The organism is Ruegeria sp. AF8 (assembly GCF_056541825.1).
Genome location: NZ_JBQFYW010000009.1, coordinates 111,919 through 131,595, shown reverse-complemented (window position 1 = coordinate 131,595; position 19,677 = coordinate 111,919). Strand labels below are relative to the sequence as shown.

Below are 19,677 nucleotides of genomic sequence, written 5' to 3'. Positions count from 1 at the left end.
GATGACGGATCTCTATCAGTCACAAAGGGCCATGCGGCAGATGCGCCGGCAGGCAATGCAACGGGGCGTGGTGGCCATTCTGGATGTGGGCAGCTCCAAGATCGCGTGCCTGGTGCTGCGCTTCGACGCCGCCGGGCGGCTGAGCGAAGACAATTCCATCGGCTCGATGGCCGGGCAGACCGGGTTCCGGGTGATCGGCGCGGCGACCACCCGCTCACGCGGGGTTCAGTTCGGCGAAGTCACCGCCATGCAGGAAACCGAACGCGCCATACGCACTGCCGTGCAGGCGGCGCAGAAGATGGCCGAAATCCGCGTCGATCACGTCATCGCCTGTTTCTCGGGGGCCAATCCCCGCTCGTATGGGCTGGATGCGCAGATCGATCTGGAGGCGCAGCTGGTCAGCGAGGCGGATATCGGCCGCGTCCTGAGTGCCTGTGATGTGCCCGATTACGGGGCAGGGCGCGAGGTGGTGCACGCCCAGCCGGTCAATTTCGCGCTCGACAACCGCTCGGGCCTGATCGATCCGCGCGGGCAACTGGGGCAGACGCTGGCGGTGGACATGCACATGCTGACCGTCGACGCCCCGGCGATCCATAATATCGTTCAGTGTATCAAGCGCTGCGACCTGGAACTTGCGGGCATCGCCAACTCGGCTTACGTCTCGGGCATCTCGGCGCTGGTCGAGGATGAACAGGAATTGGGCGCGGCCTGTATCGACATGGGTGGCGGCACGACCAGCGTTTCGATCTTTCTCAAGAAACACATGATCTATGCAGATTGCGTCCGCATGGGCGGCGATCACGTCACCAGTGACATTTCGATGGGTCTGGGCGTTCCTGCGCCCATCGCCGAGCGCATCAAGAACGTCAATGGCGGTGTGCACGCGACCGGCGCAGACGACCGCGACCTGATCGACATCGGCGGCGATACCGGCGATTGGGAGCACGACCGCCGCACCGTCAGCCGGGCCGAACTGATCGGCATCATGCGTCCGCGTGTCGAGGAAATCCTCGAAGAGGTGCGCGTGCGTCTGGATGCCGCCGGGTTCGAGCATCTGCCCACCCAGCAGATCGTCCTGACCGGCGGCGCCAGCCAGGTCACTGGTTTGGACGGGCTGGCCAGCCGCATCCTGGGCCAGCGCGTCCGCCTCGGCCGCCCTCTGCGGGTGCACGGCCTGCCTCAATCGGCGACCGGGCCGGGCTTTTCCTCGGCGGTGGGCCTCAGCCTTTTCGCCGCCCATCCGCAGGACGAATGGTGGGATTTCGAAATGCCGACGGATCCCTTCAACGCCCGCCCGTTCAAACGCGCGGTGCGCTGGTTCCGTGACAATTGGTAAAGCCCTGCGCCGTGCGGTCCTTTGCGCGGCCGTCTCTCCCGTCGCGGTTTCGGCTCAGACGCTGATCTCACCTGACCAGTTTCTGGACGCCGTGGTCGGAAAAACCGTCAGGTTCCACGAAATCCGCACGGGTTTGCTGGTCGGGACCGAAGACTTCCTCAGCCGGTCGCTCTCGGTCTGGCGGCCGGAGGGGCAGGGCTGCGTCTACGGCCAGATCACCACGCCCAACGGCCAGATCTGTTTCCTCTACGATGATGCGCCCGACGGCTTGCCGGTCTGCTGGTGGCCCTTCCTGCATAACGACCGGCTGATGGTGCGTCTGGCCCGCTTTGTCGGCACCGAAACGCAAGAGGTCCGCAGCATCACCAAAGATGGGCTGAACTGTCCAAGTGTCCCGATCAGCTAAAGAAACCGGTTGCAGCCGGGCGTGTAATCCCGCAAGATATCCACAAGGCCCGGCAGAGGCCCAGCGGCAGGACATTGAGCAGTTTTCCGCGACCTGGAAAGAGTGATCAGCCGATTGTGACGCATTCCGTTAGGCGGGTGCGCTCTCTTGGTGTGTAGTGCTGCACAAGCCTTCTGCCGCAACATATGGCGACGACGGCAAAATGCCGCTGTTTCAAGCCATGTTTCCTCCATATTTTGTGGATTCGCGTGATTTTTCTGGTGACGTTTTGGATTTCAAACGGTAAAATCATTGGTGGATAGGTCAGAATAAACCGTATTTTGCGGCAACATAAAAACAGGCGGACAGAGCATGACATTGAATCTTTCGATGCCCGGGCACGACGAACTGAAGCCTCGGATCACCGTATTTGGCGTTGGCGGGGCAGGCGGTAACGCCGTCAACAACATGATTGAAAAACGGCTTGAGGGCGTCGATTTCGTTGTCGCCAACACCGACGCGCAGGCGTTGCAGCAAAGCCAGTCGCAGGCGCGGGTGCAACTGGGCGTCAAGGTGACCGAAGGCCTGGGCGCAGGCGCGCGTCCCGCCGTGGGCGCAGCGGCAGCCGAGGAAAGCATCGAACAGATCGTCGACCATCTGGCGGGTGCGCATATGTGCTTCATCACCGCCGGGATGGGTGGCGGCACAGGCACTGGTGCCGCCCCCATCATCGCTCAGGCCGCGCGTGAGCTGGGCGTGCTGACCGTCGGCGTCGTCACCAAGCCGTTCCAGTTCGAAGGCGCCAAGCGGATGCGTCAGGCCGAGGATGGCGTCGATATGCTGCAACAGGTGGTCGACACACTGATCATCATCCCGAACCAGAACCTGTTCCGCCTCGCCAACGAAAAGACCACGTTCACCGAAGCGTTCTCGATGGCCGATGACGTGCTGTATCAGGGCGTCAAGGGCGTCACGGACCTGATGGTGCGTCCGGGCCTGATCAACCTCGACTTTGCCGACGTGCGCGCGGTGATGGACGAGATGGGCAAGGCGATGATGGGCACGGGCGAGGCCGACGGTGAAGACCGCGCCGTTCAGGCCGCCGAAAAGGCCATCGCCAACCCGCTGCTGGACGAAATCAGCCTCAAGGGTGCCAAGGGCGTGCTGATCAATATCACCGGCAGCCACGACCTGACCCTGTTCGAGCTGGACGAGGCCGCCAACCGCATCCGCGAGGAAGTGGACCCCGACGCCAACATCATCGTCGGCTCGACGCTGGACCCCGACATGGAAGGCACCATGCGCGTTTCGGTGGTTGCCACCGGCATCGACGCCTCGGACGTGCATGCAGAGATCCCCGTTGCCCGCCGCTCGATCTCGACCCCGCTGGCGCGTACCGCTCCGGTCGAAGAAGTGACGCCGATCGCTGCCGAGCCGGCACCGGTTGCCGCCGAAACCCGCCCCGAGCCGGTGGCCGAGCGCGAACCGTCGCTCTTCGAGGCAGCCGAGCCGGAAGAGGAGGCTCACGCCGCCGTGGCAAGCTTCGATCCCGAACCGGAAGTGATGGAAGACGACGGCCTGCCGCCGCCCGCCTATCAGCCGAGAGTGCCGGAGTTCGAACCGCAGGTCGAGGCGCAGGAAACCGCGCCGGATTCCTTTGTCGCGCCCCGTGCGTCGACGCCGGGAACGCCGTCGCCCGAGGCGCTGCGCCGGTTGCAGGCGGCAGTACAGAAAGTGCCCGCTGCACAACAGCGCCGCCCGATGGCGGAACCGGTGCAGACGCAGCCCGAGGCGGCGCAGGACAAGCCGCGTTTCGGCTTCAACCGGCTGATCGACCGCATGACCGGACACGCCGCCGACACGCCGTCGCAGCCGGTGCGCCACCAGCCGCCCATGCGCCAGCGTGACGCTACGGCACCTGCGCATGACGAGGCCGATCCCGAACAAGAGCGCATCGAAATCCCTGCGTTCCTGCGGCGTCAGGCCAACTGACGGCGGTAACAAAATGACCATTAAGGGTCGCCTTCGGGCGACCCTTTTTTCTTTTTGTTCAGCCTGTTACGGCAGTGTAGGCAGGGTTCTGCCGATCTGTCACACACTTGTTTCATTCAGTTACAAAGAGTGAATTGTGTGTAACGCCCCGCTCCCTTAACTGATTGCCCAACACAGCCGCCTGAGGTTGGACACAGCTCGCAGAGGCACATTTTGCAACACACGCTCAAATCCCCGGTCGCATTCAAGGGCATTGGTCTGCATGGCGGCCAACCCGCCACGATGGTTCTGCGACCGGCAGCGGCTGGCCATGGCATCTGGTTCAAACGCACCGATATCGAGCTTGGCAATGCGATGATCCCGGCCTCCTACGATGTGGTTGAGCGCACCCCGCTCTGCACCCGTCTTGTGAACCATGCCGGGGTTTCCGTTTCGACCGTCGAACATATCATGGCGGCGCTGGCCGGGTGCGGTGTGCATAATGCGCTGATCGAAATCGATGGACCCGAAGTGCCGATCATGGACGGATCCGCGGTCGATTTCGTGCGCGGCATCATGGGGCGCGGCGTGCGGCGCCAGGCCAGCCCGGTTCTGGCCTATCAGGTGCTCAAGCCGGTGACGGCGCAGCGCGAAGGCGCGCAGGCAACGCTGCTGCCCGCCGACGGGATGACGATCGAATTCCATATCGAATTCGAGGACGAGGCAATCGGCCGCCAGACCAAGGTTCTGGACATGCGCAACGGCTCCTTCGCCCGCGAACTCAGCGATTGCCGTACCTTCTGCCGCCGCTCGGATGTCGAGGCGATGCGCGCCAACGGTCTGGCGCTGGGGGGGTCACTCGACAACGCGGTCGTGGTGCATGGCGCGCAGGTTCTGACACCGGGCGGTTTCCGCTATGGGGACGAGGCGGTGCGCCACAAGATGCTGGACGCGCTGGGTGATCTCTATCTCGCGGGGGGGCCGATTCTGGGCCATTATATCGGCGACAAGTCCGGGCACACGATGACCAACACGCTGTTGCGCAAACTGTTTGAGACACCGGGCGCCGTGCGCCCCGTGCTGTGCACGCCCGAACAGGCCGCGCGCCTGCCGGGGCAGGGGCTTGTCTGGTCCGAAATCCCCGAAGTTGCCTGACACCCGGTCTTGATCGCAGCAAATCACCGAAGGCGTTGATAAGGCGTTTTGCACCGGAATTTTATGTGCTAGACCAAAGCCCGATCCGGGGCGCACCCCACGACAGAAGAAGGCAAGGATGGGCGGTATGGTTGGCAGCAAAGCGGCAGTCAGGCTTGCGGGCGCAATTCTTCTGGCGGCTGCCCTGGCATCCTGCAGCGGTTTTGCCCGGCGCTCTGCCGACCGCACGCAGAATCTCGAAGGTTATACACCGGAACAGATCTTTGCCCGCGGCGAATTCGAGCTTGCGCAAAGCCGCGAAGACGACGCGGCCTGGTACTTTTCCGAGATCGAGCGGCTGTATCCCTATTCGGATTGGGCGCGGCGGGCGCTGATCATGCAGGCCTTTTCGTATCATTCCGACAAGAACTACGAAGAAAGCCGCGCCGCCGCGCAGCGCTATATCGATTTTTACCCGGCGGACGAAGACGCGGCCTATGCCCAGTACCTTCTGGCGCTCAGCTATTACGACCAGATCGACGAGGTGGGCCGCGACCAGGGGCTGACCTTCCAGGCGCTGCAGGCGCTGCGCACGGTGATCGAGGTCTATCCCGACAGTGAATACGCCACCTCGGCGATTCTGAAATTCGATCTCGCTTTCGACCATCTGGCCGGCAAGGAGATGGAGATCGGGCGCTTCTATCTGCGCAAGGAGCACTATACGGCGGCGATCAACCGCTTCCGCGTCGTGGTCGAGGATTTCCAGACCACCACCCATACAGCCGAGGCGCTGCACCGGTTGGTGGAATCCTACCTGTCGCTCGGTCTGGTGGACGAGGCGCAGACCGCGGGCGCGATCCTGGGCTATAACTACCAGTCCACTGACTGGTACGAGAGCAGTTACAAGCTGCTGACATCGCGCGGGCTGGAACTCAAATCCAGCGGCGACAACTGGCTCAGCCAGATCTACCGCCAGTCGATCAAGGGACAGTGGTTGTAACGCCATGCGGGCAGGTCTGAGGGATTAGGACCAATGCTGCGGGCGCTTGATATTCGCGACATGCTGATCATCGACCGGCTGGAACTGTCCTTTCAGCCGGGTCTCAACGTGCTGACTGGCGAAACCGGGGCGGGCAAGTCGATTCTGCTCGATTCACTTGGTTTTGTTCTGGGCTGGCGCGGGCGTGCCGAGCTGGTCCGGCAGGGGGCCGAGCAGGGCGAGGTCGTGGCCGAGTTCGATCTGCCCGACGGCCACCCCGCCCTGGCAGTGCTGACCGAGGCCGGGATACCGGCGGGCGATGAACTGGTCCTGCGCCGGGTCAACACGGCGGACGGGCGCAAGACCGCATGGGTCAACGACCGCCGCTGCTCCGGCGAGGTGCTGCGGGCGCTGTCCGAGACACTGATCGAACTGCATGGCCAGCACGACGACAGGGGCCTGTTGAACCCGCGCGGCCATCGCGCCATGCTTGATGCCTATGCCGGCCTCGACGCCGCCGTGGCCGACACGCGCAGCGCCTGGTCGGGGCTGTCCGCGGCCCGCAGGGCGCTGGCCGAAACCGAAGCCGCCGTCAACGCCGTCCGCGCCGAGGAAGAGTTTCTGCGCCATGCCGTGGGCGAGTTGGACAAGCTCGACCCGCAGCCGGGCGAAGATGCCGAACTGGACGCCCGCCGGCGTATGATGCAGGGGGCCGAACGCATCCGCGACGACGTTGCCCGCGCCTTTGAGCTGCTTGGTGGCGATGGTGCCGAAGGGACGATGGGCGACGCTCTGCGATGGCTCGAAGGCGTATCCGAAAAGGCAGGCGGCCAGTTGGAAGACCCCATCGCCGCGCTCGGCCGCGCCATGATCGAACTGGGCGAGGCGCAGGACGGTGTCGGTGCCTGTCTGGAGGCGCTGGAGTTCGACCCAACCGAACTGGAACGGGCCGAAGAACGCCTCTTTGCCATCCGCGCACTGGCCCGCAAGCATGATGTCGCGCCCGACGATCTGGGCGGTTTCGCCGACACGCTGCGGGCGCGGCTCAGCAAGCTGGAGGCCAGCGATGCCGAGCTGTCGGACCGCCGCGCGGCACTCACCAAGGCGCAGCGCGTCTATGACACCGCCACCCGCGCCCTGACCGCCGCCCGGGCCGAGGCCGCCGGTCGCCTCGACCAGGCGGTCATGGCCGAGCTAGCGCCGCTCAGGATGGAACGCGCGGTGTTCCGGACCGGCCTGACCGAGGCCGAGCCGGGCCCCGAGGGCCGCGACACGGTGGCCTTCACCGTGGCCACCAACCCAGGCGCGCCGGCCGGGCCGCTCAACAAGATCGCCTCGGGCGGGGAACTCAGCCGCTTTCTGCTGGCACTCAAGGTCTGTCTCAGCGGCGATGACGGCAGCCGCACGATGATCTTTGACGAGATCGACCGCGGCGTCGGCGGCGCCACGGCGGATGCGGTGGGCCGCAGGCTGGCGGCGCTGGCGCAGGGCGGGCAGGTGCTGGTCGTCACCCACTCGCCGCAGGTCGCCGCCCGCGCCGCGCATCACTGGCGCGTGCAGAAACAGGTCGCCGATGGGCAGACCCTGTCGACCGTGCTGCACCTCGGCCCTGATGAGCGGGTGGACGAGATTGCCCGCATGGTCGCGGGCGACACCATCACCGACGAGGCCCGCGCCGCCGCCCGTGCCCTTCTGCACGCCTGACCCGAGGTCCTGCCGCAACGCAAGGGGCACACTGTCGTGAACCGCCTTTTCTGTTTTGGCCTCGTGGCTTACTAAGGGATATCCGAGGAAACGAGGGGCGCGATGACGCAGTCCACCCGCACCGTTTTGCGCGATCAGATCCGGCAGGCTCTCGCCGCGGTCAGGGATGCATGGCGCGTGCTGCGCCGGCGCGGCCCAAGCCAGATCCAATTCTGGTTCATCGCGCTTCTGATCGGCATCGCCGCCGGGTTCGCGGCGCTGTTCTTCCGCAAGGGTATCGCAGCGCTGCAGGCCAATCTCTATGGTACCGACAACGTGCAGTTCCTGCACAGTTTCGCGGAAAAGCTGCCGTGGTACTGGATTCTGATCATCCCCATCGTCGGCGGCCTCGTCGTCGGGCTGATCCTGAATCATTTCACCGATGATGGGCGGGTACGCTCGGTCGCCGACGTGATCGAGGGCTCGGCGCTGACCGATGGCCGGGTCGAGATCCGCGCCGGAATCGCTTCGATGTTCGCCTCGCTGATCACGCTTAGTTCGGGCGGTTCGTCGGGCCGTGAAGGGCCAGTGGTTCATATGGCGGGCGTCATTTCGACATGGGTCAGCGACAGGATACATGCCGACGGCATCACCGGGCGCGACCTGCTGGGCTGCGCGGTTGCGGCGGCGGTTTCCGCCAGCTTCAACGCCCCCATCGCCGGGGCGCTGTTCGCGCTCGAAGTCGTGCTGCGCCATTTTGCCATTCACGCCTTCGCGCCCATCGTCATTGCCGCGGTCGCGGGCACCGTCATCAACCGGCTGGAATACGGCGACGTGACCGAATTCGTTCTGGAAACGCCGGGTTCGTTGCAATTCTACGTCGAACTGCCCGCCTTCCTGCTGCTGGGGCTGATCTGCGGTCTCGTGTCGCTGTTGCTGATGCGGTCGATCTTCTTTGCCGAGGATATCGGCACCCATATCCAGAACCGATTGTCTCTGCCGCGCTGGCTGCGCCCGGCCGTATCCGGCGCGATGCTGGGCCTGATCGCCATCTGGTTCCCGCATATCATCGGCGTCGGCTATGAAACCACGATCCTCGCGCTGAGCGGCGAACTGGCCCTGACCACGGCCATCGTGTTCGCGGTGGTCAAGACCGTGGCGCTGGCCATCACCATGGGCGGGCGCATGGGCGGCGGTGTGTTTTCCCCATCCCTGATGATCGGGGCACTGACCGGGCTGGCCTTTGGCTATATCGCCACCGGCCTTCTGCCCCATGTTTCGGGCACCGACGCGCTTTATGCATTTGCGGGCATGGGCGCGGTTGCGGCGGCGGTGCTGGGCGCGCCGATCTCGACAACGCTGATCGTCTTTGAACTGACCGGCGACTGGCAGATCGGTTTGGCGGTGATGGTGTCGGTGTCGATGTCGACGGCGCTGGCCTCACGCATGGTGGACGGGTCCTTTTTCCTGACCCAGCTTGAACGGCGTGACGTGCATCTGGCCGCCGGTCCGCAAGCCTATCTGCTGGCGATGCTGCGCGCCGGCGCCGTGATGCGCCCGCTTGGCGATCCGCGCGCGCTGAGTGTCGAGGAATGCCGTGAACTCACCGCTCAGGGCCTCTGCATCGGCGCCGGTTCAACGCTTGAGGCGGCGATGCCGTTCTTTGACCGCGACGACGTGGACTGCATCCCGGTGGTGATCCGCGAAGACGACGGCACAGAAACGCCCGTAGGCGTCCTGTATCACATCGACGCGCTCAAGGCCTATAACCGGGCATTGGCGGCGACTGCTGCCGAAGAGCATTCTTAGCCGTCTGTTGCAGCCCTACAGCTGCTCAACCTTAACCGTGTCGTTGCGGTAGAATGCCAGATGGCCTTTGATCTCATGCAATGCCTGGATCGGGTTCTCATAGCTCCAGACCGCGTTTTCGGTCACCGAGGATTTGTTGACGATGGAAAAATGCGCCGCATCGCCCTTGTGCGGGCAATGGGTCACCTTGTCGGTGCGGTCCAGAAACGCCATCGCGATATCGGCGCGGGGGAAATAGATAACTGGGGGCAGATCACCTTCGCTCAGCTCCAGCGCGTTGCTCGTCTCGCCCAGGATCGCACCGCCTGAACGCACGCTCCATTTGCCGGGCGCTTTCCGAATCTTGATGTGATCATCCATTCCTGTTCCTTCCCTTATGGTGTCAGAGCCTCTCCAGTGCCCTTCTTGTGTAACAACCGGGTGTCAGACCGGTTCGGTTGCGGCCTCCAGCCACCGCTGCGCGTCCGGGCTGAGCCTCGGGCCGACTTTGTCCGCTACATCGCGGTGATAGGCGTTGAGCCAGGCCCGCTCATTCGCCGCCAACATATCCCCCACAATCAACCGCCGGTCAATCGGGACATAGGTCAGTGTGCGCCAGTTCAGCATGGCACGTTCGGAATCGCCCGTGGGTAGGGCGGGGGCCTCTTGCACGACGACAAGGTTCTCGATCCGGATGCCGAACGCGCCTTCGCGATAGTATCCCGGCTCGTTCGACAGGATCATGCCCGGTTCCAGTGGCACATGGCTGAGACGCGACAGCCGCTGCGGCCCTTCGTGAACGCTCAGATACGCGCCGACGCCGTGCCCGACCCCGTGGTTGAAATCCTGCCCCGCCTGCCACAGCGGCGCCCGTGCCACGCATTCTATGTCGCGCCCGGCCAACCCCACCGGCCAGCGCAGCATCGACATTGCGATCATGCCTTTCAGCACACGGGTGAAACTGGCCTTTTTTTCGTCCCCAACCTCGCCAATGGCGATGGTGCGGGTGATGTCGGTGGTGCCGTCCAGATATTGCCCGCCACTGTCCAGCACCAGCAGATGCCCGTCCTGCAATGTGGTGTCGGTCTCTTCCGTTACCCGGTAATGCATGATCGCGCCGTTGGGGCCGGTGCCCGCGATGGTATCGAACGAGATCTCCTGCAAGGCATTGTCCCGGCGGCGATATTCCTCGAGCCTGGTGACCACCTGTGTTTCGGTCACGGTTCCAAAGGCTTGCCTATCCAGCCAGCACAAAAGCTCTGTCACCGCCGCCGCATCCCGCAGATGCGCCTCGGCGGTTCCGGCGATCTCGGCGGCGTTCTTGCGCGCCTTGGGCAGGGCGCAGGGATCGCCACCATCGACCAGCTTGCCGCCCAGGGCATCCGCCACGATCTGCGGCACCGTGCCTGGGTCCACCTGCACCGGCCCGTCCAGCGCCTTGACCGCCGGCAGGAACCGCTCCGGCTCCTGCACCGTGACCCGTGTGCCCAGATGCTCCTGCAGGCCGTCCAGCTTTTCGGCGGCCATGAACAGATCAACCCGGCCCTCCGCGGTCAGAATGGCGAACCCGTGCGCCACCGGATTGCGGGGGATATCCGAGCCGCGAATGTTCAGCAGCCACATGATCGAGTCGGGCAGGGTGATTGCTGCCGCCTTGCGCCGGGCCTTGACCAGATCCCCGGCCAGACGCGCGATCTTGTCCCCGGCACTTTCGCCGGCGAATTCGATGGGATGGGCCTTGACCGGGTTCATCGGCGGTGCCGGCTGATCCGTCCAGATCCGGTCCACCAGATTGTCACAGCGCACCAACTCGACGCCGGACCCTTCCAGCTCGGCCGTGACGCTCTTGATCTGCCCCGCCGCGTGCAGCCACGGGTCGAACCCCACGTGGCCGCCTTCGGGCAGTTGCTCTTTCAGCCATTGTGACAGGCTCACATCCGGCCAGGGCACCGGCGCAAAGACATCCGCTACCTGCGCCTTGACCTGTGTGCGATAACGCCCGTCGACAAACACAGCCGCCACATCCTTCAGCGCCACGCAAAACCCCGCCGACCCGGTAAACCCGGTCAGCCAGGCCAGCCGGTCGTCCCGTGCCGCGACATATTCCCCCTGATGCGCATCCGCCCGCGGGATCAGAAACCCGTCCAGCCCCTCACGCATCATTTCCCCGCGCAAAGCGGCCAGACGCGGCGGTCCCTGTTCCGGGCGCGCGGTTACTTCGAATGTCTGGAACATGGTGATCCTGCCCGTCGTTTGTTTATGGCCGGAAAGTGGTGCGTGGCAAAGAAAATGTCCAGATAGGATTGCCGCTGATCTAACCGGCCAGAAAGTTCAGCAGAACATTCGCAAACTCGTCCCACACCGCATTTCCGGGCAAGGGAATGTGGTTCGCAGTATCCAGCACGATCAGTTCCGCCTTGGGAATTCCGGCAGCCAGTTTCTGAGCTTCGGACAGGGGATGTACATTGTCATGCCGCGAATGGACGATCAGCGTGGGGCATTGGACCAAGGACAAAAGCGGCAGCACGGAACCTTCGTGAATGGCATCTCGGACCTTCAGAATGGCGCTCTCGGAACTCGCGCTGATCATGTTGCGGGCCATGTCATGCACGGCTTCCAGCGGACCTTCGGGAAAATAACTCAGTAGCATGGCGGATACAAAACTGATCTCGGGCGCGTTCCAGCCCTCGGCGGCCAGCGAGCGCAGCGCATCTGACCTGACCTCCGGCTCGCGACGGCCGCGCCCCTCGGCATAGCCGCCGATGATGGCGAGACAGCGCACCCGGTCCGGGTGTCTGGCGGCGACACGCACCGCAGACAGAGCACCGCCGGATTCTGAATAGAGCGCGAACTGATCGAACCCGGCAGCATCCGCAGCCGTGATCAGGTTCTCGGCTTGCCTGTCGAAGGAAAACGCCTCATGCGCGCGATCCGAACGGCCAAACCCGATGGGATCGAACCGCAACAGCGCGTGATGCGCAGAAACGGTCTCAAAGAGCGTTCGTTCCGAAGGCGTATTCCACTCGGCCTCCAGATCCGTTGTGGCATATGCGCTCCGAACGACAGGCGGCCCGGACCCGGTGACAGTGAAAGCCAACGATTGGCCTTCGCGTGTCTGCGTGTGCCGGATGCGCTGTTCGGATTGCGCAACGGATATGCGATGCAGCCTGTCCGATGAAACTTTGGCTACCAGTTTCAGCCCGCGCCGGGCGATTGTCTGAATGACATCCTGGGATTTTCCATCGTCACCGACTGCCTTACGGGCGGCCGCAATACGCGCACTTATGGCCGAATCCGAGACGATCCGCCCGTCCCAAACCTGTTCAACAATCTCATCCCGGCTGACAAGTTGTCCTGCGTTTCTGACCAGAAGATGCAACAGATCAAAGACTTGGGGCTCAACGGCGACGGGTTCCTGCCCCCGTAGCAGCACGTGCTCGTCAGCATCCAGAACGCAATCGGCAAATTCGTAACGCATACCGGACTATCACTGATCCGTCGCCGATCCGGCAAGGCGTCGTAGCAAAAACAGGAGTTTCTAAGGGAAATCCAAGGCTGTTCTTCAAGCGCAAAGGGCAGCGTTCATCCAGGCTTGGGCTATCGCTACAGGAGGACCCGGCCATGATGCCCCCATTCGACACAGCCTTGCTGCGCCATCCCGCCGCCAGATATCAGCGGTCCGACCGACAGTGTTTGAACGAAACGCGCGATAACGAAGTGGCCGGCGAAGTATATGCGGCACCCCCTCAGCGCCGCTGGATACAACTGTTGCTTAGACTGATCAGACAGGGCGCCCGGATTTAACTGGCCTTCTTCATCCCCATCACCCGCGCCCGTGCACGGGGATCACTGTCGAACAGCGCCGCCAGTTGTTCGGTCATCGCACCGGCCAGCTGTTCGACATCGGTGATGGTCACCGCACGGTCATAGTACCGGGTCACGTCATGACCGATGCCGATGGCCAGCAGTTCGACGATCCTGCGCTTTTCCACCATCGCGATCACGTCGCGCAGATGTTTTTCCAGATAGTTCGCCGGATTGACGCTGAGCGTTGAATCGTCAACCGGCGCGCCGTCCGAAATCACCATCAGGATCTTGCGCTGTTCCCGCCGGGCCAGCATCCGCCGATGCGCCCATTCCAGCGCCTCGCCGTCGATGTTTTCCTTCAGCAGGCCCTCTTTCATCATCAGCCCCAGATTGGGCCGCGCCCGCCGCCAGGGCGCGTCGGCCCCCTTATAGATGATGTGGCGCAGGTCGTTCAGGCGTCCGGGCTGCTGCGGACGGCCATCGTTCAGCCACGCCTCGCGCGCCTGACCGCCCTTCCACGCGCGGGTGGTAAAGCCCAGAATCTCGACCTTCACGTTGCACCGCTCCAACGTCCGCGCCAGAACATCGGCACAGATCGCGGCGATGGAAATCGGACGCCCGCGCATGGACCCTGAATTATCCAGCAACAAAGTCACCACCGTGTCGCGGAACTCGGTATCCTTCTCGACCTTGAAACTCAGCGGCGTGGTCGGGTTCGCCACCACCCGCGCCAGACGCCCGGCATCGAGAATGCCTTCCTCGCGGTCGAACTCCCAACTGCGGTTCTGCTGTGCCTGAAGGCGGCGTTGCAACTTGTTGGCCAGGCGGCTGACAGCCCCCTTCAGCGGCTCCAGCTGCTGATCCAGATAGGCCCGCAGCCGCTCCAGCTCGGCGGGTTCCGCCAGATCCTCGGCTGCGATCTCCTCGTCATGAGTGTTGAGGTACACCTTGTAATCCGGATCGGCCTCGGACGCAGGCGGCGGCGCAGGCGGCTCCTGCGGCGCTTCGCCCTCGGGCATCTCGATCTCGTCACCCATGTCGTCCTCGGCCATCTCGTCCATCGAGACCTGGGCCTGAGACTGGTCCTGCTGTTCTTCCTGGCTCTGCTCGGGATCGGCGTCGGCGTCCTGATCCTCCTGATCGTCCTGCCCGGTGCTGTCGGGGTCGGGCTGTTCCTCGGCGTCGTCCTCGGCCTGATCCTCCTGATCCTCGTCCAGCTCGTCCGGATCGTCGCCCAGCTGGTCGCCATAGCCCAGATCCTTGATCATCTGCCGTGCGAACTTCGCGAATGCGGCCTGGTCCGAAAGGGTATCGTCGAGATTCTCCAGCGTCCCGCCCGCCTGCTCCTCGATAAAGCCGCGCCACAGGTTCATCACATTCTCCGCCGCAGGCGGCAGGTCGCGCCCGGTCGCCAGATGCCGGATCAGATATCCGGCGGCCACCGGCAGCGGCGCCTCGGCGGGCTGTTTGCACTGGTCATAGCCGCGCCGGATCGCTTCATGGCTGATCTTGACGTCGATATTGCTGGCCGTGCCCGGCATGTCGCGCGCGCCCATCGCCTCGCAGCGGGCAACCTCCATCGCCTCATAAAGATCGCGCGCCATGTCCCCCGGCGGCGCATAGCGCGCATGGGTGGCATCGTCGTGATAGCGGCGTTGCAAAGCCAGCGCATCCGCCGTGCCGCGCGCCAAAAGCACCTCTTCCCGAGTCATGCGCCGCGAGACTTGCGGCAGCCGCATCGACTCGCCCGACAGGCCCGAAGGGTCAACCGTGTACGAGACGTTCAATTCGGGATCATCGGCCATCACCTTGGTGGCCTCGGCCAGCGCCTTCTTGAACGGATCGGCGGGGTTGTCGTTGGGTTTTTTCATCAATCGGCCCCTGCTTGTTCAAGCGTCATCTCACCGGTCGCCAGCCGCGCCAGCACATCCACATGCACATCCAGCGCATCCACCACAGTATACCCCGGTTCCTGCCCGTCAAAGGCCAGATTCAGATCGGTGCCCGCCAGCACAATGGCATCGGCGCCGAGATCGTTGACCATGCGGCGGCCTGCATCCAGAAATAGGGCGCGGTCGGACGCTGAACATACCCCTGCAATCGCCATGTCCTGATAGGTCTGCCCCAGCGTGTCGATCTCGCCTTCCAATGCGACCGCGCCGGTCTCCGCAAGCTGTCCATAGAGTTTCGTTCGCATCACCACGCGCGTACCCAGCAACCCGACGGTTCCGAACCCTTGCGAGGCGAAATAGGCATCCAAAGGTTTGACCGCCGATATCAACGGCAACGAGGATACCGCCACCGTCTCGTCATAGCAGAAATGCCCGCCCAGCGATGTGATCGCTGCGCAGTCGGCGCCCGCTGCTTTCAGCCGGTCGATCAGGCCCGCATAGATCTGCGCCTGCGTGTCCCGGTCATCGGCCAGATTGGTTCGCACCAGATCCTGCACATCCGCATGAACGATGGTCAGCTCCAGCCGCTTGCCTTGCGCGGCCACAGCGGCAGTCAGCCGCTGATAATAAACCACCGTCGCCGCAACTCCGATCCCGCCAATCAAACCGATATGCATGGCGGACCTCCCGTCACCCCAGGCTTGCGCTCGCTGCGCTTTCCGGCAGTTCTTCGTCAAAGCAGCGCTGATAGAATTCGGCCACGGTCTGGCGCTCCAGCTCGTCGCACTTGTTCAGGAAGCTCAGGCGGAACGCATAGCCCACATTGCGGAAGATCTCGGCATTCTGCGCCCAGTTGATCACCGTCCGCGGGCTCATCACCGTGGACAGATCGCCATTCATGAACGCGGTCCGGGTCAGGTCGGCCACCGTCACCATCTGGCTCACGGTCTTGCGCCCCGTTGCGGTGTTGTAATGCGGCGCCTTCGACAGAACGATCATCGTCTCGGCGTCGTGGCTCAGATAGTTCAGGGTCGAGACCAGCGACCAGCGGTCCATCTGCGCCTGGTTGATCTGCTGCACCCCGTGATAGAGGCCGGTGGTGTCGCCCAGACCCACGGTGTTGGCGGTGGCGAACAGGCGGAAGTTCGGGTTCGGTGTGATGATCTCGTTCTGGTCCAGCAGGGTCAGCTTGCCGTCATGCTCCAGGACACGCTGGATCACGAACATCACATCGGCGCGGCCGGCATCGTATTCGTCGAACACGATGGCGACAGGGTTGCGCAGCGCCCAGGGCAGGATGCCTTCGTGGAACTCGGTGACCTGCTTGCCGTCGCGCAGCTTGATGGCGTCCTTGCCGATCAGGTCGATCCGGGAAATATGGCTGTCCAGGTTCACCCGCACGGCGGGCCAGTTCAGACGGGCGGCGACCTGTTCGATATGGGTTGACTTGCCGGTGCCGTGATAGCCCTGGATCATCACCCGGCGATTGTGGGCAAAGCCTGCCAGGATCGCCAGCGTGGTTTCCGGGTCGAACTTGTATGTGTGGTCGATCACCGGCACGCGGTCACTGGCCTCGGCAAAGCCTTTGATCTTCATGTCGGTATCAATGCCGAATACGTCCCGGACCGAGATATCTTCGGTGGGTTTTGCGTTGATGTCGATCGATCCGTCAGCCATGCGCCTCGTCCTTATCCTTTGCCCCGCTTGTCGGGTTTGAACCCGTGTGTGGTGCAACATATTGCAGACAAGGGCAAGGGAAAGCCTCGCACGCCGCCACATGACAAGGCGTTTCTTTGAAACTGGCCCTATCCGCAGGCCAAAGGCACGCCGTCACTTGTCAAGCGGTCGCTGGCCGGTTTTGTGCCAAACTTAACAAACACAGCGCATTTTCTGTTAATACTGGCAGTGGTCTTGGCGTCACGCGCGCTTTGGCGCCTGGTCCGGGGCCGTATTTTCAAAGCAACAATTGAGGGAATGAAATGTCGAATTTCGGTAATATGAAAGACCTAATTGCCGTTGGGATTTTGGGCGTCGGACTGGCCCTGCCTGCGGTTGCTCAGGAAAAACCGCTGAACTTCCTGATCATCTGGGGCGATGACATCGGCTATTGGAATGTCAGCGCCTACAATCAGGGCATGATGGGGTATGAAACCCCCAATATCGACCGTATCGCCAACGACGGGATGCTGTTCACCCATGCCTATGGCGAACAATCCTGTACCGCAGGTCGCGCCAGCTTTATCACCGGCCAGTCCGGCTTTCGCACCGGACTGCTCAAGGTTGGATTGCCCGGTGCCAAGGAGGGGATGAGCGAGAAGGACCCTACCATCGCCGAATACATGAAGTCCAAAGGCTACATGACCGGTCAGTATGGTAAAAACCACCTCGGCGACCGGGATGAACACCTGCCGACCAACCACGGTTTCGATGAATTCTTCGGCAATCTCTATCACCTCAATGCCGAGGAAGAGCCAGAAAATGTCGACTATCCCAAGAATCCCGAATTCCGCGAAAATTTCGGCCCGCGCGGTGTGATCCGGTCCAGTTCGGACGGTAATGTCGAAGATACCGGCCCGCTGACGCGCAAGCGGATGGAAACCATCGACGAGGAAGTGACCGCAGGCGCGCTCGACTTTATCGACAGGGCGGTCGATCAAGATAAGCCCTTCTTCCTTTGGTACAACACCACCCGGATGCACATCTTCACCCACCTTAAGGAAGAAAGCCAGGGCGTGACGGGCCTGGGGGTCTACCCGGACGGCATGGTCGAGCACGACAAGATGGTCGGCCAGATGCTCGACAAGCTGGAAGAGCTTGGCATCGCCGAAAACACGGTTGTGATGTATTCAACCGACAACGGGGCCGAGGTGTTCAGCTGGCCGGATGGCGGCACTACCCCATTCCGGGGCGAAAAGAATGACAACTGGGAAGGCGGCTATCGCGTGCCGCTGCTGCTGAAATGGCCCGGTGTGATCGAACCGGGGCGCAAGTCCAACGAGATCATCAGCCATCTTGACTGGTTCCCGACGTTCATGGCCGCCCTTGGCGACGCGAACATGAAAGAATCCATGCTGACCGAGGCACCCTTCGGCGAGGCCAACGAGCCGGTGCATCTCGATGGCTATAACTTCCTGCCCTACTTCAAGGGCGAAGCCGAGGAAGGGCCCCGCCGCGAATTCCTTTACTTCTCGGATGGCGGCGATCTGGTCAATCTGCGCTACAACCGGTGGAAGGTCGTCTTTGCCGAACAGCGTGCCCACGGGTTCGACGTCTGGCAGGAGCCGCTGACCTTCCTGCGCCTGCCGAAAATCATCGACCTCTATTCCGACCCGTTCGAACGCGCCGAACACGAATCCATCGGCTATCCGAAATGGCGGCTGGACCGGACCTATCTGCTGGTTCCCGCGCAGGCATTCGTCGCGCAGTTTCTCGGAACGTTCCAGGATTACCCGCCAAGGCAGAAACCGGCCAGTTTCTCGATTGATCAGGTTCTGGAATCTCTTCAACGCAATCAGGGCGGATAAATCCAACCTCCGCAAACAAAATAGGGCGTCCACCCGGGCGCCCTGTTTTCGTTATTGCACAAGATTTATTTAAAGTTCCGGCTGTCCTTGATCTGGTCCCAGGCCCAGACGACCTCCTGCAATTGCTCTTCCTGAGACCGGTCGCCGCCGTTCATGTCGGGATGCAGCACCTTGATCAGCTTCTTGTAGGCCTTGCGCACCTCGGCCTTGGTCCAACTGTCCTTGGCTTCGAGGATCTCGATGGCGCGGCGTTCGGTCGGGGGCAGGCGGCGACCGCCGCCGCCCGAGGTGCGACCGGGGTTTTTGGTGGCGTTCTGGCCCAGCACCTGATGCGGGTCCTCGATGCCCAGACGTGCCCAGGCGCGGGCCTCGGGGTCGCCCATGGGTTTGGTCTCGCGCTCCCACACCTTGTCCTTGGAGCGCTGCGCGTTCAGTTCCGCCTCGGTGGTGCCGTCGAAAAAGTTCCATTTCTGGTTATATTCGCGCACATGCTGCTGGCAGAACCAGAAGAATTCGTCCAGGACATCCGGCGCCTTGGGCGCGCGGTATTTGCCCGCCTCCTGACACCCTTCGTGATCGCAGACGCGGGTCGAGGTCTCGGACGCGCCCGACATGCCCCGTCGCCCGCGGGGGTTTTTCTTTTTGGCGGATGAGACCGACATATCGAACCCGAACGGGTCTGATTTTACCATGGCGCTGCTCCTTACGAACTCGTCTTTCCGACTCGGAGGCAGCAGTTTAATCTAAGACGCCGAAGATAGAAGAGGGGGGCGGCAATTATTTTGCCGCATGAGCAGAAATGAGCATGACAGAAACCATCCGCGACCGCCTGACCGCCGCGTTTGACCCGCGCGAACTTGAAGTGATCGACGACAGCGAGAGCCATCGCGGCCATGCGGGATACCGCGACGGGGGCGAAAGCCATTTCAACGTCCGCATCCGCGCCGAGGCCTTTGCCGGCAAATCCCGCGTCGCCCGCCACCGGGCGGTGCATGCCGCCCTGGGCGATATCGTGCCGCGCATTCACGCGCTGTCGCTGGATATCGGCGGCTAGGTCAGAGGTTTCCCACAGCTCGCTTTTGAAAGCTGAGTTGGCGCTGATAGGGAACCGGAAACCAACAGCAAGCGGGATATTCCGGGCATTTGCTGTTGGCAAAACCGAACCTCCGCGATGCGCA

16 protein-coding genes are annotated in these 19,677 nt (G+C 62.9%); 9 read left to right on the top strand and 7 right to left on the bottom strand.

Annotated features, from left to right (window positions below; genetic code table 11):
• Position 1: 1 nt before the first annotated feature.
• The 7 genes from ftsA (at position 2) to ACR0AO_RS15570 (ending at position 9,297) form a co-directional block, all read left to right on the top strand.
• Positions 2 to 1,336 carry a cell division protein FtsA gene (gene ftsA, locus ACR0AO_RS15600; RefSeq protein WP_480605229.1) on the top strand — a complete coding sequence of 445 codons (1,335 nt, stop codon included), beginning with the start codon at positions 2 to 4 and terminating at the stop codon, positions 1,334 to 1,336.
• Entirely contained in the window at positions 1,323 to 1,742 is a 420-nt protein-coding gene (locus tag ACR0AO_RS15595) for a hypothetical protein (RefSeq protein ID WP_480605178.1), read from the top strand. Before ftsA ends, ACR0AO_RS15595 begins: the two co-directional genes overlap by 14 nt.
• 351 nt (positions 1,743 to 2,093) lie before the next feature.
• Positions 2,094 to 3,713: a cell division protein FtsZ gene (gene ftsZ, locus ACR0AO_RS15590; protein ID WP_480605176.1), complete on the top strand. Its 1,620-nt coding sequence runs from the start codon at positions 2,094 to 2,096 to the stop codon at positions 3,711 to 3,713.
• Positions 3,714 to 3,926: 213 nt separating this feature from the next.
• Positions 3,927 to 4,847 (top strand): UDP-3-O-acyl-N-acetylglucosamine deacetylase, encoded by a 921-nt coding sequence (gene lpxC / locus ACR0AO_RS15585; RefSeq protein WP_480605174.1) that lies wholly within the window; start codon positions 3,927 to 3,929, stop codon positions 4,845 to 4,847.
• A gap of 127 nt (positions 4,848 to 4,974) precedes the next feature.
• Positions 4,975 to 5,826 carry an outer membrane protein assembly factor BamD gene (locus tag ACR0AO_RS15580; RefSeq protein WP_480605172.1) on the top strand — a complete coding sequence of 284 codons (852 nt, stop codon included), beginning with the start codon at positions 4,975 to 4,977 and terminating at the stop codon, positions 5,824 to 5,826.
• Positions 5,827 to 5,859: 33 nt separating this feature from the next.
• The gene (recN, locus tag ACR0AO_RS15575; RefSeq protein WP_480605170.1) at positions 5,860 to 7,509 is read left to right on the top strand and encodes a DNA repair protein RecN; all 1,650 of its coding nucleotides are present in this window, start codon (positions 5,860 to 5,862) and stop codon (positions 7,507 to 7,509) included.
• A gap of 102 nt (positions 7,510 to 7,611) precedes the next feature.
• Positions 7,612 to 9,297, top strand: coding sequence for a chloride channel protein (locus ACR0AO_RS15570; protein ID WP_480605168.1), 1,686 nt, complete (start codon positions 7,612 to 7,614; stop codon positions 9,295 to 9,297).
• Positions 9,298 to 9,312: 15 nt separating this feature from the next.
• On the opposite strand, the gene ACR0AO_RS15565 is transcribed toward ACR0AO_RS15570, so the two are convergent.
• From ACR0AO_RS15565 to cobS, 6 genes are all read right to left on the bottom strand, one after another.
• Complete coding sequence (locus tag ACR0AO_RS15565; protein ID WP_480605166.1) at positions 9,313 to 9,657, bottom strand: DUF427 domain-containing protein; 345 nt, start codon at positions 9,655 to 9,657, stop codon at positions 9,313 to 9,315.
• 63 nt (positions 9,658 to 9,720) lie between these two features.
• Positions 9,721 to 11,511 (bottom strand): aminopeptidase P family protein, encoded by a 1,791-nt coding sequence (locus tag ACR0AO_RS15560; RefSeq protein WP_480605164.1) that lies wholly within the window; start codon positions 11,509 to 11,511, stop codon positions 9,721 to 9,723.
• A gap of 79 nt (positions 11,512 to 11,590) precedes the next feature.
• Positions 11,591 to 12,754 carry an alpha/beta hydrolase gene (locus tag ACR0AO_RS15555; RefSeq protein ID WP_480605162.1) on the bottom strand — a complete coding sequence of 388 codons (1,164 nt, stop codon included), beginning with the start codon at positions 12,752 to 12,754 and terminating at the stop codon, positions 11,591 to 11,593.
• 322 nt (positions 12,755 to 13,076) lie between these two features.
• Entirely contained in the window at positions 13,077 to 14,954 is a 1,878-nt protein-coding gene (gene cobT, locus ACR0AO_RS15550; RefSeq protein ID WP_480605160.1) for a cobaltochelatase subunit CobT, read from the bottom strand.
• On the bottom strand, positions 14,954 to 15,652 hold the full coding sequence (locus ACR0AO_RS15545) for an aspartate/glutamate racemase family protein (protein WP_480605158.1): 699 nt from the start codon (positions 15,650 to 15,652) through the stop codon (positions 14,954 to 14,956). Before ACR0AO_RS15545 ends, cobT begins: the two co-directional genes overlap by 1 nt.
• Positions 15,653 to 15,665: 13 nt before the next feature.
• Positions 15,666 to 16,652, bottom strand: coding sequence for a cobaltochelatase subunit CobS (cobS, locus tag ACR0AO_RS15540; protein WP_480605156.1), 987 nt, complete (start codon positions 16,650 to 16,652; stop codon positions 15,666 to 15,668).
• Between the two features lie 302 nt (positions 16,653 to 16,954).
• Here cobS and ACR0AO_RS15535 point away from each other — a divergent pair, with 302 nt between their 5' ends.
• Complete coding sequence (locus ACR0AO_RS15535; RefSeq protein WP_480605154.1) at positions 16,955 to 18,499, top strand: arylsulfatase; 1,545 nt, start codon at positions 16,955 to 16,957, stop codon at positions 18,497 to 18,499.
• 65 nt (positions 18,500 to 18,564) lie between these two features.
• Here the strand turns inward: ACR0AO_RS15535 and ACR0AO_RS15530 are convergent, their stop codons facing one another.
• Positions 18,565 to 19,191: a J domain-containing protein gene (locus ACR0AO_RS15530; protein ID WP_480605152.1), complete on the bottom strand. Its 627-nt coding sequence runs from the start codon at positions 19,189 to 19,191 to the stop codon at positions 18,565 to 18,567.
• A gap of 107 nt (positions 19,192 to 19,298) precedes the next feature.
• Here ACR0AO_RS15530 and ACR0AO_RS15525 point away from each other — a divergent pair, with 107 nt between their 5' ends.
• On the top strand, positions 19,299 to 19,553 hold the full coding sequence (locus tag ACR0AO_RS15525) for a BolA family protein (protein ID WP_480605150.1): 255 nt from the start codon (positions 19,299 to 19,301) through the stop codon (positions 19,551 to 19,553).
• The last annotated feature ends 124 nt before the right edge of the window (positions 19,554 to 19,677 follow it).